The sequence below is a fragment of the Phocaeicola massiliensis B84634 = Timone 84634 = DSM 17679 = JCM 13223 genome (assembly GCF_000382445.1).
GTDB lineage: Bacteria > Bacteroidota > Bacteroidia > Bacteroidales > Bacteroidaceae > Phocaeicola > Phocaeicola massiliensis.
Window position 1 is genome coordinate 532,669 of sequence record NZ_KB905472.1, and the last position, 17,972, is coordinate 550,640.

The window sequence follows — 17,972 nt, forward strand, 5'->3', positions numbered from 1 at the left end:
TCTAACATAGGACTGATTAATTTATCAGATGAGTTGCATGCCCAGTTGTGCGCATTCTTTTCTCATCTCTTCGGGCCAGATGCTGGCTTGAATTTCTCCAATATGTGCTTTTTGCAGATAGAGCATACATAAACGTGATTGTCCGATACCTCCTCCGATACAGAGGGGCAGTGTGCCTTCCAACAGGCGTTTATGGAAATAGAGTTCTTTACGTTTTTCCTGTCCGCTCAGGGTTAGTTGACGAAGCAATGCTTCCTTGTCTACACGAATACCCATTGAAGAAAGTTCTACCGAACGGTCGAGTACTTTGTCCCATACCAATAGGTCACCGTTCAATCCCGGCAAATTATTTTCGGGGTTGACTGTAGAATAGTCATCATAGTCCGGTGCACGGAGATCGTGTTCTTTTCCATCGCTTAACCGGCATCCGATACCAATAATAAATACTGCTCCATATTTTTGTGCAATAGCATGTTCACGCTCCTTTGGAGTCTTGTCCGGATATATCTGAAGCAATTCTTCCGAATGAATAAAATGGATGTTGTGAGGAAGGAAAGGCTTGATTTGCGGATACATTTCACATACCATATATTCAGTGCGGCGCATGGCTGCATAAATACGGGTGACAATTTCTTTCAGGAAATTGACATTGCGTTGTTCTTTGGTAATCACTCGTTCCCAGTCCCACTGGTCGACATAGAGTGAATGTAAGTTGCCCAATTCTTCGTCTGCACGGATGGCATTCATATCGGTATAAATTCCGTATCCGGGTTCGATATTATATTCCGCTAAGGTCAGTCTTTTCCATTTGGCAAGTGAGTGAACAACTTCCGCTTGTGCATCTCCTAAGTCTTTGATAGGAAAGGAAACAGGACGTTCGGTTCCGCTTAAGTCATCATTGATACCCATTCCTTTTAAAACGAATAGTGGTGCTGTCACACGGCGAAGGCGCAATTCAGATGATAAGTTCTGCTGGAAGAACTCTTTTATTTGCTTGATACCCAACTCTGTTTGCTTTAAATCCAGCAAAGGTTTATAGTTGGCAGGTTTAATAAGGTAACTCATTATATATCATTCTAATTATTTTAATAGTTCGCAAATATAGGTATTATTTGTGATAATGCTACTGTTTTCGTTGAAAATATAGTCAAATTGTTTGTTTTAAGCTTATTTTATAGAGCAAAATATTATTTTGTTTCATAAAGTGAGCTTTTTATTAGGAGAAAGAAAATATATTTTGTACTTTTGCGCGTTCATTAAAAAAACGCACCCGTAGTTCAATGGATAGAATACCGGATTCCGGTTCCGACGATATGAGTTCGATTCTCATCGGGTGTACGAATTTAGCAATCTCCTGACCAACTTCAGTCAGGAGGTTTTTCTAAATAATACTTTCCTTCTGTGAACCTTTTTTCTTCGTTCTAGTTATTCAGTTATGAAACTTTTGAAAAACACTATTGTTATTTAGCTTTTTCTTAAAAAATAATGCTAATAAATAATATTGTTTATTTGATGAATTGTGTATATTAAAAACATGAGTATATATTCGCTCTGGTATTTAAAATATTTAATTATGTGATTGTTTTGAAACTGACGATTAATTAAACTTATTTATTTAAACATTAAATTATCAACTAAATCTGAGATTCATGAAGAAGGCTCTCTTTTTAATGATGTGCTTATGCTTCTCAATTAGTGTATTAGCACAGGCAAAGACGGTAACGGGAACGGTGGTAGATGCTATCGGAGAACCGATTATCGGAGCAAGTGTTCTGGAAATGGGCACAACAAATGGTACAATAACTGATGTAGATGGTAACTTTACTCTCCAGGTTCCGGAAGGTACAAAACTGGAAGTGAGTTTTCTTGGTTACAAATCACAGCAAATTGTGGTGGGCGCGCAGAGCCATTACAAGGTGGTGTTGAAAGAAGATACTGAAGTATTGGATGAAGTGGTCGTTGTGGGATATGGTGTGAAGCAGAAACGTTCCACTATGACCACGGCTATTTCGAAAATGGATAGTAAAGTACTTGAGAATGCAGCGATTGCTAATGCGGCACAAGCATTGCAGGGTTCTGTCAGTGGTTTGCGGGTGACGAATACATCCGGTGCTCCGGGTAGTTCGCCTACTATTGTGCTGCGTGGTGGTGCCGGTATTGAATCTGCCGGAAGTCCGTTGGTGGTAGTAGACGGAGTTGTTCGCTCGATGGATGATGTCAATCCGGCGGATATCGAGTCAATCCAAGTATTGAAAGATGCAGCTTCGACTGCTATTTATGGTGCTCGTGCCAATAATGGTGTCATTTTGGTGCAGACAAAGAAAGGAAAAGAAGGAGTTGCCCAGATTTCTTATAAATTTAAGGGTGGTCTGAACTTTGCCCGTAAGGGATATGAATACATGGATGCCGAAAACTACATAAAATACGGACGTTTGGGACGTCAGTATTCGGGTGGTAGCTTGTCACAAATTGATGGTATGCGCGGTTATGGTGCTGTGTATGGTCAGAATAACCCTGAACAATTTTCTATCCGATATCTGGATGGCAATGAAGACTTGTTGCAGGAAGGATGGAAACAAATGACTGACCCTATTTCGGGTAAGCAAATTGTATTTAAGGATTATGGCACTACTTTGAGAGATGAAGTATATAAAGATCCTGCTTTCACTCAAGACCATTATCTGAGTTTTACCGGCGGTAATGAAAAAGGTACTTTTGCCGCATCATTAGGATATTATTCGGAAGACGGTACTGTAAAAGGTACTCAGTACAGACGTTTTAGCGGTACATTGAACGGTAATTATAAAGTATTGCCCATCTTGAATATAAAGGGAGGGGTGAATTTTTCTACTTCGGAAGCTCCGGAATTATATTATGATGATACGGCTGACTTGTTTGAGCGTTTACAGAGTGTGGAGCCGACATGGAATCCTTACCTGCCGGATGGCTCGCCTAACTATGGTTATGGCAAACGAGATGGTAATCCTTTGTATTGGCTTGATAAGCTGACCAATCAAAATAACACTCGCCGCACTACATTGAATATCGGTGCTGATCTTGAGTTGATAAAAGATAAATTGTATTTGAGAGAAAACAGTTCTTTGTATTATTCTGATTATACCAAAGAAACGTTTGATAAGGCATACCGTGATTACTGGAATGAAAATACGGAGCGTAAAGCATCTTTTGAATATACACGTACTATTCAGCAACAACATAGCTTGCAGTTGGAATATACTGATACTTTTAAAGAAAAACATAATCTTTCTGCTATGGTGGGAGGTGAGTACTTTGAAAATCAATATTTACAATATAAAGGTACAGCCGATGGTGCTCCTTTTGATCAGATACCGACATTGAATGTTTCGGGTCGTGATAATATGTGGTCTTATTCATATCGTCAGGGGTATCGTATTGCTTCTGGTTTTGCACGTGTGACTTATGATTATGAACGTCGTTATTTGTTTACTGCTGTAGCGCGTTATGACGGTATTTCTAAATTGTCGGATAACCGTTGGGGCTTCTTCCCCGGTGTATCTGCCGGATGGAATGTGCATGAAGAAGCTTTCTTTAAAGATAGCGAGCTGGCAAAAGTAGTATCTACCGTGAAACCTCGTATCTCCTATGGTATCAATGGTAATGTAAATGGTATTGGTAATTATGATGTATATGGTATTTATGATAAGCAGACTGCTTATAATGGAACGACCGGTATTTTAAATACAGGAGTTATTAATTCTAAATTGAAATGGGAAAAGAGTAAATCCTTTGAGTTGGGGTTGGATTTGGGATTCTTGGATAATCGTTATAACTTGATATTGGATTATTATAACCGTACTACTTCTGATTTGCTGACTAATGTTAATTTGCCGGGCTATACCGGTTTTGATTCTTTCAAAACAAATTTGGGAAGTCTCCGTAATACCGGTTTTGAAGTGGAAGGTAACTTGAGCTTGATTCGTAATCCGAAGGGCTTTAACTGGGATTTCTCTTTTAATGCTTCATTGGTACATAATAAGATTATTAAACTTCCTTATAATGGAAATGAGAACAACCGTCAGGGCGGTACTCAGGTTTTCGACCCTAAAACACAACAGGTTATTTGGGTAGGCGGTTATCAGGAAGGACATACCATGGGAGATATTTATGCCTATAAACAAGTGAAGATTCTTAGTGACTGGAATGAAGTGAATACCATGGCTGGTAATTATATTGATATGATTGCCGGACTTTATGGTCCTAATGTCAGTGATGCTGATAAAAAAAAATATGGATTGACCAAACCCATTGAACCGGGTGATGTTTTGTGGGCGGACTTGGACGGAAATCATAAAATAGATCAGTTGGACCGTGTGAAGGTGGGTAACATCTATCCTAAATGGACAGGAGGTTTCTCTACCACGCTTTCTTATAAGAATGTATCTTTATATGGACGATTTGATTTTGCTTTAGGACATACCATTTTGAATATGGTGGCTATGCGCTCTTTGGGACAGTCTGTTGGTTTTAAAAATATAATAAAGGAAGGATTGAAGACTTGGACGGAAGAGAATACAAATACCGATCTGCCGAAATCTTATTATGATGATTCTACTAATAAAAAGAATATCTACCGTGATACCAAGGGCAGTGATATTACTTCTGTTAATGATAGAAGTTCCAGATTCTATGAAAAAGGGGACTATCTGGCTTTAAGAGAATTAACTTTGAATTGGAAATTACCTGTTAACTGGATATCTAAGGTGGGAATGACAAATGCGTCTGTATATATCACAGGTCAGAACTTGTTCTATATTACCGGTTATAGTGGTTCTTCTCCTGAAGCCCCGTTGACTTATCCGGGTGTGGATGCCGGACGTTATCCTACACCAAGAACTGTGTTGGTAGGTGCTTCTGTATCATTCTAAGTTTATTATAATAAAAGAAGATAACGATTTATGAAAAATAAAATTATATCATTAGCCATTATGACAGCTTCCCTTTTTACAATGACGGGATGTTTGGATATGGAGCCGGTAAGTAGCATTACCGATAAGAATATGTGGGAGAGTGAAGGACAGTTTACTTCATTTGTGTATGGAGTGCACAGTCGTTTGCGTGAGAACTCTTTCAATATGTTTGTTTTAGGAGAATTGCGTTCAGATATTTATAATCCTTCTACCGGATGGACAGGAGAGAGTAATAAAGTGGAGGAGATTACTTCTAATATATTAAGTCAGGAACGTCCGGGTCTGAGTAACTTTGCAGGTTTATATAGTAATATCAACCAGATAAATTTGTTTATCAGTAAAGCTGCTGATACGAATTTGTTGAAAGAGGCAGATAAAGCTTATTATTTGGGACAGATGTATGGCTTGAGAGCATTCTATTATTTCCACTTGCTTCGTTCATGGGGAGATGTGGTTTGGACAGACCAGCCGAGCACAGGTTTTGAAATAGGGAAACTGGATAAGGCTGCCAGTCCGGCTGCGGAAATAATGGAAAAGATTAAAGCGGATATTCAAAGTTCGGAAGATAGTTTTGGCACAGATTACAGTTTTCGTGAATCACGTACATTTTGGTCGAAAGCTGCAACGCTGATGCTGAAGGCTGAGGTTTATTTGTGGTCCGGTCGCCGGATGGGAGGGGGAAGTGCCGATGCTACAGTTGCTCAGAATGCCTTGACCGATATTCAGAGCCATATCTCCAGAGAAACTCTTGATTTGATGCCCAATTATACAGATGTGTTTGCTTATGACGATAAAGGTAATAAGGAGATAATCTTTACTATTCATAATAAACAGAACGAAACCGATTTGTTTGGCGGTAGTTGGAGAAATAATCTGGTGCCTCAAAGAGCTACATTGAGTCTTTATTATGATAAGGAGACAGATGGGCAGTTTGAGTTGAATTTCAATGGTAATATGTATTATCCTGTTAGAAATGAGTTATACGATAAATTTGATAACTTGGACACTAGAAAACAAGGAACGTTGAAAGCTGTCTTTACAATGGATGCACCACACGATTATGTGGGATGTTTCCCTTATAAATATCGTGGAACAACTCCGTCAGGAGCTTCAGAAAGACTTTTTGCTGATGATTTTCCTGTATATCGTTATGCCGATTTATTATTGATGCTGGCTGAAGCTAAATCATTGACCGGGGGAGATCCGACAGCTGAAATCAATTTGATACGTGCCCGTGCGTATAAGGCTAATTATGATGTGGCTACAATGGGGTATCCGAATATGGCAGGTGATAAAGACGGTATCAATGAGGTTTTATTGAGAGAACGTTATAAGGAATTTATGTTCGAAGGTAAACGTTGGTATGATTTACGTCGTTTTGGCGATGAATATGTATTTGAGTATACTACTGCAGATGATTCTTACCCTCAACGTTTGTTGTGGCCAATCGACAAGAATACATTAACAAATAACCCTGCTTTGGAACAAACTCCGGGATATTGACCGTATTTCTTGCCTAAATAATAAAATAAAGGTGGTTTTTTATCATAAAAAGATAAAGAATCACCTTTTTGTTTTCATATTACAATAAAATATTTTATTTTTACCCGCATAATTAAATAATAATATTATGAAACAAATTTCTTGGTTGTTAGGAATTCTTTTATTCCTCTCTCCTTTACAGATGAGTGCTCAAAAGCAGGATACGGTTGCAGTGCGCGAAACTCGTATTCCGGTATTGATTGAACGGCAGGACAATGAACTGTTTAATTTGCGTATAGATGCTACGCAAAGTCAGGTGTTGAATGATGTGAAACTTAGTTTCGGCAAAGAAGTGAATCTGAATGAAATAGAGGCAGTGAAACTCTATTATGGCGGAACAGAAAGTTCTGAGAGAAAAGGAAAAACTTATTTTGCTCCCGTTGATTATATTCCAAGTAATACTCCGGGTAAAACATTGGCTGCTAACCCTTCTTATTCTATTTTGAAAGCGGAAGTGAAAGCTCCGAAAAGAGATGTTGTGTTAAAAGTAGACCAGAAACTGTATCCGGGTGTGAACTATTTTTGGGTTAGTTTGCAGATGAAACCAACAGCTTCTGTACTTGCAAAGGTATCGGTGGAAATGACAGGAGTAACGATGGATAATCGGACTGCTCCGGTGAAGGTTGTGCGCAAAGCTGATACCCACTATATGGGAGTTGGTGTTCGTCATGCCGGCGATGACGGGGTAGCAGCTTATCGTATTCCGGGATTGGCAACTTCTAATAAAGGTACGTTGCTTGGTGTATATGATGTTCGCCACAACAACAGCGCAGACTTGCAAGAATATGTAGAAATAGGGTTGAGCAGAAGTACAGACGGCGGACAGACTTGGGAAAAGATGCGTATCCCGATGTCTTTCGGCGAACATGAAGGTTTGCCAAAAGCTCAGAATGGTGTGGGAGATCCTGCTATCTTGGTGGATAGGAAAACCGGTACTATCTGGATTATAGCAGCATGGACACACGGAATGGGTAACGGACGTGCTTGGTGGAATTCTCAACCGGGAATGGATATGCACCACACAGCACAACTTATGTTGGTAAAGAGTGACGATGATGGTAAAACCTGGTCTGAACCGATAAATATTACGGAACAGGTAAAAGATCCTTCTTGGTATTTCTTGTTGCAAGGTCCGGGTAGAGGTATATCGATGGATGATGGTACGTTGGTATTTGCCAGCCAGTATATCGGAAGTGATAGAATTCCCAATGCAGGTATTATCTATAGTAAAGACCATGGAAAAACTTGGCATATCAGTTCATTGGCGCGTACCAATACGACAGAATCACAAGTTGCTGAAATAGAACCGGGGGTATTAATGCTGAATATGCGTGATAATCGTGGTGGAAGTCGTGCAGTTTCTACTACTACCGATATGGGTAAAACTTGGAAAGAACACGTGTCTTCTCGTACTTCTTTGCAGGAACCGGTATGTATGGCGAGTTTGATTAGTGTGAAAGCCAAAGATAATGTGCTGGGTAAAGATATTCTGTTGTTCTCTAATCCGAACGATACGAAGAATCGTCATAGTATCACAATTAAGGCAAGTCTTGATGGTGGAGTGACTTGGTTGCCCGAAAATCAATTGTTGTTGGATGCCGGTTGGGGCTGGGGATATTCTTGCCTGACTATGATTGATAAAGAAACAGTAGGTATATTATATGAAAGTAGTGTAGCTCATATGACTTTTCAGGCTATTAAACTGAAGGATATTATCAAGACTAAATAAATGAAATGTAGATTAACCTGTCTCATAGGTATGATATTTGTCTGTGCCATGACTATGGCACAGACAAATGCTTATCCGTTACTTCCTATGCCACAGAATTATAAAGTAACGGATAAGTCGTTTGCAATGGGAAAGGTAAAGCTTTCTACTCCGGTTCTGAAGTCGGAGTGGGAGGCTTTTATTGTGAATGCCGGTGGAGAATTGGCGGATAAAGCTGCCGCAGAGATAAAAGTAGAACTTCTTCCGGTTATTGATGGAGTTAAGTTAAATCCGGATGAGGCGTACCGACTGTCTGTGTCCGGGAAATTGATAAAGATAGAGGCTGTTACGGAACGTGGGGTGTATTGGGCCTTGCAAACGCTTCGTCAGTTAGAAAAGAAAAAGGGAAAGAAAAGTCTGTTTGCCGGTTGTGAGATTGTGGACTGGCCGGCTTTCCGAATCCGTGGCTTTATGCAGGATGTAGGTCGCAGTTATATTTCAGTGGAAGAATTAAAGCGTGAAATAGAGATATTATCTCGTTTTAAAATCAATGTGTTTCATTGGCATCTTACTGAAAATCAGGCATGGCGTTTGGAAAGTAAGATATTCCCGATGCTGAATGACAGTATTAATACAGTCCGTATGCCGGGTAAGTACTATACATTAGAGGAAGCACGTGAGTTGGTGGACTTTTGTAAGCAACATCAAGTCATGTTGATTCCCGAGATAGATATGCCGGGGCATAGTGCAGCTTTTATTCGTACTTTCCGTCATGATATGCAGAGTCCTGAAGGTATGAAAATCTTGAAACTCTTAATAGATGAAGTTTGTGAAACTTTTGATGTACCTTATTTGCATATAGGTACCGATGAAGTAGCATTTACTAATCCTGATTTTGTTCCCGAAATGGTATCTTATGTACGTTCAAAAGGAAAGAAGGTGATTTCTTGGAATCCCGGTTGGCATTATAAGCCGGGAGAAATAGATATGACTCACTTGTGGAGCTATCGTGGAAAGGCTCAACCGGGAATTCCTGCCATTGATTCCAAATTTCATTATTTGAATCACTTTGATACATTTGCCGATTTGGTTGCCCTGTATAACAGCCGTATATATAATAAGGTGGAAGGGAGTGATGATATAGCCGGTACTATATTGGCAATATGGAACGATCGGATGATTTCAAAAGAAGAAGATATGATTGTTCAAAACGGATTTTATCCCAGTATGCTTGCCATTGCAGAACGTGCATGGAGAGGTGGCGGAACAGAATATTTCGATGGGAATGGAACGATGCTTCCTGCCGAAGATACAGAGACATTCCATGAATTTGTTGATTTTGAAAATCGTATGTTATGGCATAAAGAACATACATTCAAAGGATATCCTTTTGCTTATGTGAAACAGACTGATGTCAAATGGAATATAACTGATGCTTTTCCTAACGGTGGGGACCTGTCAAAAGTATTCCCCCCGGAACAGGAGTTGAAGGAGTCTTATGAGTATGAAGGGAAAACATACGGAACACGCAAAGCTATTGGTGCCGGTATTTATCTGCGCCATGTTTGGGGAACAATGGTACCGGCCTTTTATAAAGACCCTAAAGAAAATCATACTTCCTATGCTTATACATGGGTTTATTCTCCCAAAGACCAGGAAGTGGGGCTGTGGGCTGAGTTTCAGAATTATAGTCGTTCTGAGATGGACCTGGCTCCATTACAGGGAAAGTGGGATTATAAAGGCAGTCGAATATGGATTAATGATAAAGAAATAATGCCTCCTGTGTGGACAGCTACTCACCGGGTAAAAAGTAATGAAGTACCTTTGGGAAATGAAAATTGTGTGGTGCGTCCTCCATTGCTTGTTCACTTAAATAAAGGTTGGAACAAAGTACTCCTGAAGTTGCCGATAGGTAAGTTTGGAATGGACGAAACGCGTCTTGTCAAATGGATGTTTACTACCGTCTTTGTTACTCCGGATGGTGAAAAAGCAGTAGAAGGATTAATTTATTCACCTGAAAAACAACTATAAAATGAAAAACATTGCTTTACTTTTATTGGGGCTTTTCCTTGCACTGCCCCAATTTGCCCAGGAACGCAAATATTCTACATTCTATGAGCAACGTGCAACTTTATTCGAAGAACTTCCGGTTACTTCGAGAGATATTATCTTTTTGGGCAATAGCATAACTAACGGATGCGAGTGGGGCGAGCTTTTCCAAAACACTTATGTGAAAAACAGGGGAATCAGTGGCGATATTTGTATGGGAGTATACGATCGTCTTGATCCTATTATAAAGGGAAAGCCGGCTAAAATATTTCTTTTAATAGGCATTAATGACGTAGCGAGAGGAACATCGGCTGATACAATTGTTGCAAGAATCGAAATGATTGTAAAGAAAATAAAGGCAGAATCTCCGAAAACTGAATTATATTTGCAAAGTGTATTGCCTGTCAATGATTGTTACGGTATGTTTGGCGGACATACCTCTCGTTGGCAAGTTGTGAAGCAGATAAACGATTTGCTGAAACCTTTGGCAGAGAAGGAGAGGGTTACATATATCGATTTATATAGCCACTTTGTGGATGGAGCTACCGGAAAGATGAATCCTCAATATACCAATGACGGTCTGCATTTATTGGGAAAAGGTTACCTGTTATGGCGTGATATTGTGAAACCTTATGTTAACAAGAAATGAAAAAGATACTGATACTTTTTGTAAGTCTCTGTTTCTGTGTTACTCTTTTTGCACAGAAAAAAATCAAAGTTGCTTGTGTGGGTAATAGTATTACTTATGGTTATACATTGCCCGACCGTGAAATCAATGCTTATCCGGCGAAGTTACAGAAAATGCTGGGGGATGATTATGTGGTTGGTAACTTTGGAAAGTCCGGTGCTACTTTGTTGAACAAAGGTCATCGCCCTTATATGCAGCAGGAGGAATATCATAAAGCTATTGATTTTGCCGGTGATATCGTTGTTATCCATTTGGGTATTAACGATACAGATCCTCGGGATTGGCCTAATTATCGTGATTTCTTTATTCAAGATTATAGGGCGTTGATAGATTCTTTTCGTGTGGCTAATTCCAGATGCCGTATCTTGATTGCGCGTCTTACCCCGATTGCCGATCGCCATCCCCGTTTTGAGTCTGGTACACGTGATTGGCATGATGAAATACAATTGGCTATCGAGAATATTGCTAAATATGCCGGTGTTCAGTTGATTGATTTCCATGCACCGTTGTACCCTTATCCGTTTATGTTGCCGGATGCTGTTCATCCCAATGTAGAAGGAGCTGAAATACTGGCTAAGACCGTATATGAAGGTATTACCGGCGATTTCGGCGGATTGAGGATGAGTCCGTTGTATACAGACAATATGGTGTTGCAACACGGAAAACCGTTGACTATTCAGGGGACTGCCAATGCCGGTGATAGAATAACTGTATCCATTGCGCATCAGAAACAAAAAGTTGTAACGGGTATGGATGGTAAATGGTCGGTCACTCTTTCGCCTTTAAAAGCGGGAGGCCCTTATACATTGGTTGTTTCTTCGGGTAAACAAAAACTGACTTACGGTAATGTATTGGCCGGGGAAGTCTGGCTTTGTTCCGGGCAGTCCAACATGGAATTCTATTTAAACTGGAGTGCAACAGCCAAGTGTGATGTCGCTAAGGCTGCCAATGATAATATCCGTCTTTTTGATATGAAAGCGCGTTGGCGCACGGATGCCGTCGAATGGAATGCTTCCGTTCTTGATTCATTGAATCATTTGCAATATTATAAGGATACGGAGTGGACGGTTTGCTCTCCGCAAACAGCCGGTAATTTTTCTGCTGTGGCTTATTATTTCGGTAAGATGTTGCAGGACAGTTTGCAAGTGCCTGTCGGATTGATTTGTAATGCCATCGGTGGCTCACCCACTGAAGCATGGATAGACCGCAGTTCGTTGGAATATCATTTCCCGGCTATTTTGCGTAATTGGACTAAAAATGATTTTATCCAAGACTGGGTGCGTGGACGTGCTGCTCTCAATGTTAAAAAGTCAACCGATAAGTTGCAGCGTCATCCCTATGAACCTTGTTATCTGTATGAATCGGGTATTCTTCCTTTGCAACAATTCCCCATTAAAGGCATTATTTGGTATCAGGGAGAATCGAATGCGCATAATCGTGAGGCGCACGAAAAGCTGTTTAAATTATTAGTGGACAGTTGGCGCAAGAATTGGGAAGATAATGAGTTACCTTTTTATTATGTACAGTTATCAAGTATTGACCGTCCGTCATGGCCTTGGTTTCGTGACAGCCAACGTCGTTTCCTGACACAAATACCCCATACGGGAATGGCAGTGACTTCAGATAAAGGTGACTCTTTGAACGTACATCCTACGCATAAGCAGGAAGTAGGGGAACGTTTGGCTGTTTGGGCTTTAAACAAGACTTATAATTATAAAAATGTAGTGCCTTCGGGACCGCTTTTCAAGTCTGTTTCCTTTAAAAATGGGGCAGCTTATATTTCTTTTGATTATTCTGAGGGTCTTCATGCATCAGATAACAATGAAATTCGTACCTTTGAGCTGTCCGGAGACGATCAAATATTTTATCCGGCAAAAGCAGCCGTTGTGAACGGTGAGTTAAAAGTATGGAGTGATAAAGTAAAAGAGCCGACAATAGTGCGTTATGGTTGGCAACCGTTTACTCGTGCCAATTTGGTGAATGGTGCAGGGTTGCCGGCTTCAACGTTCCGTTCGGATGTGAAATAACGATAGGGGAAGCTTTGTGCTTCCCCATTGGAACGATAAAAAGATGTAAGATATGAGAAAATTGCGAATGTTAATGATGATGGGATGCATCCCGATGATATTAGGTGCCGAGGAATATAAGGAGCCTGAGAAGATAAACCTGAATAAAGGATGGGAATTCTCTCAGGTCGGAAAAAGCGAGTGGCTTCCTGCAAAAGTTCCCGGAACAGTACATCAGGATTTAATAAATCATGGTATGATTCCCAATCCTTTTTATGGAAAGAATGAAGAGAAAGTGCAGTGGGTGGAAAATGAAGACTGGACTTATAGGACTACTTTTAATGTGACGGACGAGCAACTGGCACGTGAAGCAGCCGTCCTTGAATTTGAAGGACTGGATACTTATGCTGATATTTATCTGAACGGTTCTTTATTGGAACGTACAGACAATATGTTTGTCGGTTATACGCTTCCTGTGAAAGAGGTACTGCGAAAGGGGGAAAACCGTCTGCAGGTTTATTTCCATTCACCCATCAAACAGGCATTACCGCAATGGGAAACAAACGGATTCGACTATCCGGCAGACAATGACCATAGTGACAAGCGTGTCAGCATCTATACCCGTAAAGCACCTTACAGTTATGGATGGGATTGGGGCATTCGGTTGACTACCAGTGGTATATGGCGTCCCGTACATTTGGTTTATTATGATGTGGCAGCTATTGAGGATTATTATGTGCGTCAAGCATCGGTAACAGAGGAATTGGCGAAGGTTGAGAATCAGTTGGCAATAAATAATATCACTTCTACTCCTCAAAAGGCGGAAGTGACCGTGAGTTATTCCTATAAAGACGGTGAAAAGACAACGAAGCAGCAAGAAGTGACTCTGCAACCGGGTGCGAATGAAATCAATATACCTATGGAAATCGGCAATCCTCATCTTTGGATGCCGAATGGTTGGGGCGAACCTGCTTTATATGATTTTGAAGCTCAGGTAAAGGTGGATGGCAAAGTGATTGCTTCCAAGCAGGAACGTATCGGACTACGCAATATCCGTGTAGTGAAGGAGAAAGATGCCCAAGGTGAATCTTTCTATTTTGAGGTAAACGGTAAACCGATGTTTGCTAAGGGAGCGAACTTTATTCCCGATGACGCTTTGTTACCCAATGTCACGCCTGAACGCTATCACCGATTATTCAAGGATGTGAAAGAGGCCAATATGAACATGCTTCGTGTATGGGGGGGCGGTGTGTATGAGGATGATGCTTTTTATAAGGAAGCCGATGAACACGGTATCCTGATTTGGCAAGACTTCATTTTTGCTTGTACCACTTATCCGTCGGATCCTGCTTTCTTGAAGCGTGTGGAGGCGGAAGCCGACTACAATATCAAGCGTTTGCGCAATCATGCAAGTTTGGCCATGTGGTGTGGAAATAATGAAATCTATGAAGGAATGCGCTATTGGGGATGGGACAAGAAATATACCGACCCTGCCATCATGGAAGGTATGAAGCGAGGATACGACAAACTGTTCCGTGAATTGCTGCCTCGCAAGGTACAGGAACTTGACCCGGATCGTTTTTATATGCATGGCTCTCCTTACGAAGCCAACTGGGGGCGTCCGGAAAGTTGGAAGATAGCCGACAGCCATAATTGGGGCACTTGGTATGGACAGAAGCCTTTTGAGAGTTTCGATACCGAGATTCCACGCTTTATGAGCGAGTATGGTTTTCAGGCATTCCCGGAAATGAAGACCATTGCCACTTTCGCTGCACCCGAAGATTATGCATTGGAATCGGAAGTGATGAATGCTCATCAGAAGGCATCTATCGGTAACTTCTTGATAAAAAAGACCATGGGACTGTATTATAAAGTTCCCGAAGACTTTGAACAACTGGTGTATTTGGGCTTGGTATTACAAGGACAAGGAATGCGTCATGGAATGGAGGCCCATCGCCGCAACCGTCCTTATTGTATGGGTACGCTTTATTGGCAGTTGAATGACAGTTGGCCGGTTGTTTCTTGGTCGAGCATCGATTATTATGGAAACTGGAAAGCCATGCACTATCAGGCAAAGAGGGCTTTCGCTCCGGTATTGGTAGATGCAATAAAAGAAGGGGATGATTTGAATATCTATGTAATGTCCGACAAGCTGGAAGCCGATAAAGATGTAACCCTTCAGTTGCGTCTGATGGATTTTGACGGAAAAGTATTAAAGAAAAAAGAGATAAAAGGGGAAGTGCCCGCTAATGCTTCTACCTTATATCATAAGGAGAAGTACGAGGGAATGACTCCTAATCCAAGGAATACCTTCTTATTGATGACACTGAAAAACAAGAAAGGAGAAGTATTGTCCGAAGAAACTTTTTATTTCAATTTTGCCAAAGACCAGGATTTGCCCAAGGCGGATATACGCTACAAGGTAAAGCAAATGGATGGAAAGTGTGAGATAACACTGTCTTCCAAACAGTTGGCAAGGGATGTGTTTATTGAAATCCCCAAGCAGTCAGATTCCAATTCCTTGACAGTATCTTCTCTTCAGGGAGCAAGGTTCTCTGATAATTTCTTCGACCTGTTGCCGGGACAAACGAAGAAAGTGGTAGTTACTTCGGAGGAACTGATGAAAGATGGGAAATTGGATATTCGTATCCATCAATTGAGTGATACTAACTAATCAATTATATATATTATGAAACATTTAATGAGCCTGGCAGGGCTGTCTGTGGCAGGTTTAATGCTTGTATCCTGCAACACACAAGTAAAAGAAGCAAATTATCAGGTTATCCCGTTACCGCAGGAAATCTCGGTAATGGAACAGGCTGCTCCGTTCATTTTGTCGGACGGTACAAAGATTATGTATCCCGAAGGTAATGAGAGGATGCAAAAGAATGCAGAGTTTTTGGCAAGTTATATCAAAGATTTGACCGGAAAGAGCCTGAGCGTACAAGCCGGTACGGAAGGCAAGGGAATTCTTCTGCAACTGGGGGGAAGTTCGGAAAATCCTGAAGGTTATCAATTAAAAGTAACGGATGCTAATGTGGTGATATCCGGTCCGACAGAAGCCGGAGTATTTTATGGTATCCAAACTTTGCGTAAGTCTATTCCGGTGGTGCAAGGCATGGATATAGCCCTTCCTGCAGTAGAAATCAGTGACTATCCTCGTTTTTCTTATCGTGGAGCACATTTGGATGTGTCTCGTCATTTCTTCCCGGTTGACTCGGTGAAACGTTTTATTGATATGTTGGCTTTGCATAACATCAATCGTTTTCACTGGCATATCTCTGATGATCAGGGATGGAGAATTGAAATTAAGAGTCGTCCCGAATTGACAGAAATCGGTTCAAAGAGAACAGAGACTGTAATCGGACATAATACAGGTAAATATGACGGTCAGCCTTATGGTGGTTTCTATACTCAGGAAGAAGCAAAAGAAATCGTAGCTTATGCTGCCGACCGGCACATTACGGTTATTCCCGAAATCGATATGCCGGGACACATGCAGGCTGCTTTGACTGCTTATCCGGAATTGGGATGTACAGGCGGTCCGTATGAAGTATGGAAAATATGGGGTATATCGGATGATGTACTGTGTGCCGGAAATGATGAGACACTGAAGTTTATTGACGATGTGTTGGGTGAAATCATTGAGATTTTCCCATCTGAATATATTCATGTAGGTGGTGACGAATGTCCGAAAGTGCGTTGGAAGACTTGTCCGAAATGTCAGGCACGTATCAAGGCATTGGGTATAAAAGGTGATAAGAAGCATTCTGCAGAGGCTTATTTACAGAGTTTCATTATTACTCATGCAGAGAAGTTCTTGAATGATAAAGGTCGTCAGATTATAGGCTGGGACGAGATTTTGGAAGGTGGATTGGCTCCTAACTCAACTGTTATGTCATGGCGTGGCGAATCAGGTGGCATAGAGGCTGCCAAACAGCACCATGATGTAATTATGTCACCGAATACTTATCTGTATTTTGACTACTATCAGTCTAAAGATGTTGAGAATGAGCCGGAGGCCATTGGTGGTTATCTGCCCATCGAAAGAGTGTATTCTTATGAACCGATGCCTAAGTCCCTCACTCCTGAAGAACAAAAGTATATAAAAGGTGTACAGGCTAACTTGTGGACTGAATATATTCCTACTTTCAGTCAGGTAGAATATATGGAATTGCCCCGTATGGCTGCTCTGGCAGAAGTGCAATGGACAATGCCTGCGAAGAAGAATTATGAAGACTTCTTGAAACGTTTGCCTGGATTGGTAGATGTATATGATGTATATAAGTACAATTATGCTACTCATGTATTTGATGTAAATGCTGTTTTCACTCCTAATCCGCAGGATGGAACATTGGATGTGACTTTGTCCACTATTGATAATTGTCCGATTTATTACACGTTGGATGGTAGTGAACCGACCGCAGCATCGGCACAGTATACAGAACCTTTGAAACTCAAAGAAAACTGTACTTTCCAAGCTGTGGCAGTTCGTCCTACAGGAAACAGTCGCATTGTGAAAGAGGATATAGCTTTCAACAAGGCAAGCATGAAGCCTGTTACTATGTTGCAACCGGTAAATAAACAATATGAATTTAACGGTGCTCCCACTTTGGTAGATGGATTGAAAGGTAATGGAAATTACAAGACAGGACGTTGGATTGCTTTCTATAAAAATGATATGGAGGCAGTGATTGATCTGAAAGAACCGACCGAAATTCAAAGTGCTTCTATTTCTACCTGTGTAGAAAAGGGTGACTGGGTATTTGATGCCCGTGCTCTTTCTGTAGCGGTATCCGAAGACGGTCAGAACTTTAAAGAAGTTGCTTCGGAAAAATATCCGGCCATGAAGCAGGATGACAAAAACGGAGTATTTAACCATACTTTGACATTCTCACCGGTTACAGCCCGTTATGTCAAAGTGACTGCTTTGACGGAACATAGTATTCCTGCCTGGCACGGTGGTAAAGGAAATCCTGCTTTTCTGTTTGTAGATGAGATTTCGTTGAACTGATTAATTCATAGCTTGT

At 40.9% G+C, this 17,972-nt stretch carries 9 protein-coding genes and 1 tRNA gene; 9 read left to right on the plus strand and 1 reads right to left on the minus strand.

The window, feature by feature from the left end; genetic code table 11:
• Positions 1–24: 24 nt before the first annotated feature.
• The gene (asnA, locus tag HMPREF1534_RS16700) at positions 25–1,065 is read right to left on the minus strand and encodes an aspartate--ammonia ligase (RefSeq protein WP_005936480.1); all 1,041 of its coding nucleotides are present in this window, start codon (positions 1,063–1,065) and stop codon (positions 25–27) included.
• A gap of 201 nt (positions 1,066–1,266) precedes the next feature.
• Between asnA and HMPREF1534_RS16695 the strand changes: the two genes are divergently transcribed.
• From HMPREF1534_RS16695 to HMPREF1534_RS16655, 9 genes are all read left to right on the plus strand, one after another.
• Positions 1,267–1,338 (plus strand) — tRNA-Arg (locus HMPREF1534_RS16695).
• A 311-nt stretch (positions 1,339–1,649) separates the two neighbouring features.
• Positions 1,650–4,907, plus strand: a complete 3,258-nt coding sequence (locus tag HMPREF1534_RS16690) for a SusC/RagA family TonB-linked outer membrane protein (RefSeq protein WP_005936482.1) — start codon at positions 1,650–1,652, stop codon at positions 4,905–4,907.
• Between the two features lie 30 nt (positions 4,908–4,937).
• Positions 4,938–6,452: a SusD family outer membrane lipoprotein NanU gene (nanU, locus tag HMPREF1534_RS16685; protein WP_005936484.1), complete on the plus strand. Its 1,515-nt coding sequence runs from the start codon at positions 4,938–4,940 to the stop codon at positions 6,450–6,452.
• A gap of 127 nt (positions 6,453–6,579) precedes the next feature.
• On the plus strand, positions 6,580–8,220 hold the full coding sequence (locus HMPREF1534_RS16680) for a sialidase family protein (protein WP_005936486.1): 1,641 nt from the start codon (positions 6,580–6,582) through the stop codon (positions 8,218–8,220).
• Positions 8,221–8,250: 30 nt separating this feature from the next.
• Positions 8,251–10,230 (plus strand): family 20 glycosylhydrolase, encoded by a 1,980-nt coding sequence (locus HMPREF1534_RS16675; protein ID WP_005936489.1) that lies wholly within the window; start codon positions 8,251–8,253, stop codon positions 10,228–10,230.
• Between the two features lies 1 nt (position 10,231).
• Positions 10,232–10,897, plus strand: a complete 666-nt coding sequence (locus tag HMPREF1534_RS16670) for a GDSL-type esterase/lipase family protein (protein WP_005936493.1) — start codon at positions 10,232–10,234, stop codon at positions 10,895–10,897.
• Positions 10,894–12,963 (plus strand): GDSL-type esterase/lipase family protein, encoded by a 2,070-nt coding sequence (locus HMPREF1534_RS16665; RefSeq protein WP_005936496.1) that lies wholly within the window; start codon positions 10,894–10,896, stop codon positions 12,961–12,963. The genes HMPREF1534_RS16670 and HMPREF1534_RS16665 overlap by 4 nt, the downstream gene beginning before the upstream one ends.
• Before the next feature lie 52 nt (positions 12,964–13,015).
• Positions 13,016–15,616, plus strand: a complete 2,601-nt coding sequence (locus tag HMPREF1534_RS16660) for a beta-mannosidase (RefSeq protein ID WP_005936499.1) — start codon at positions 13,016–13,018, stop codon at positions 15,614–15,616.
• Between the two features lie 15 nt (positions 15,617–15,631).
• The gene (locus HMPREF1534_RS16655; protein WP_005936501.1) at positions 15,632–17,956 is read left to right on the plus strand and encodes a glycoside hydrolase family 20 protein; all 2,325 of its coding nucleotides are present in this window, start codon (positions 15,632–15,634) and stop codon (positions 17,954–17,956) included.
• Positions 17,957–17,972 lie beyond the last annotated feature (16 nt).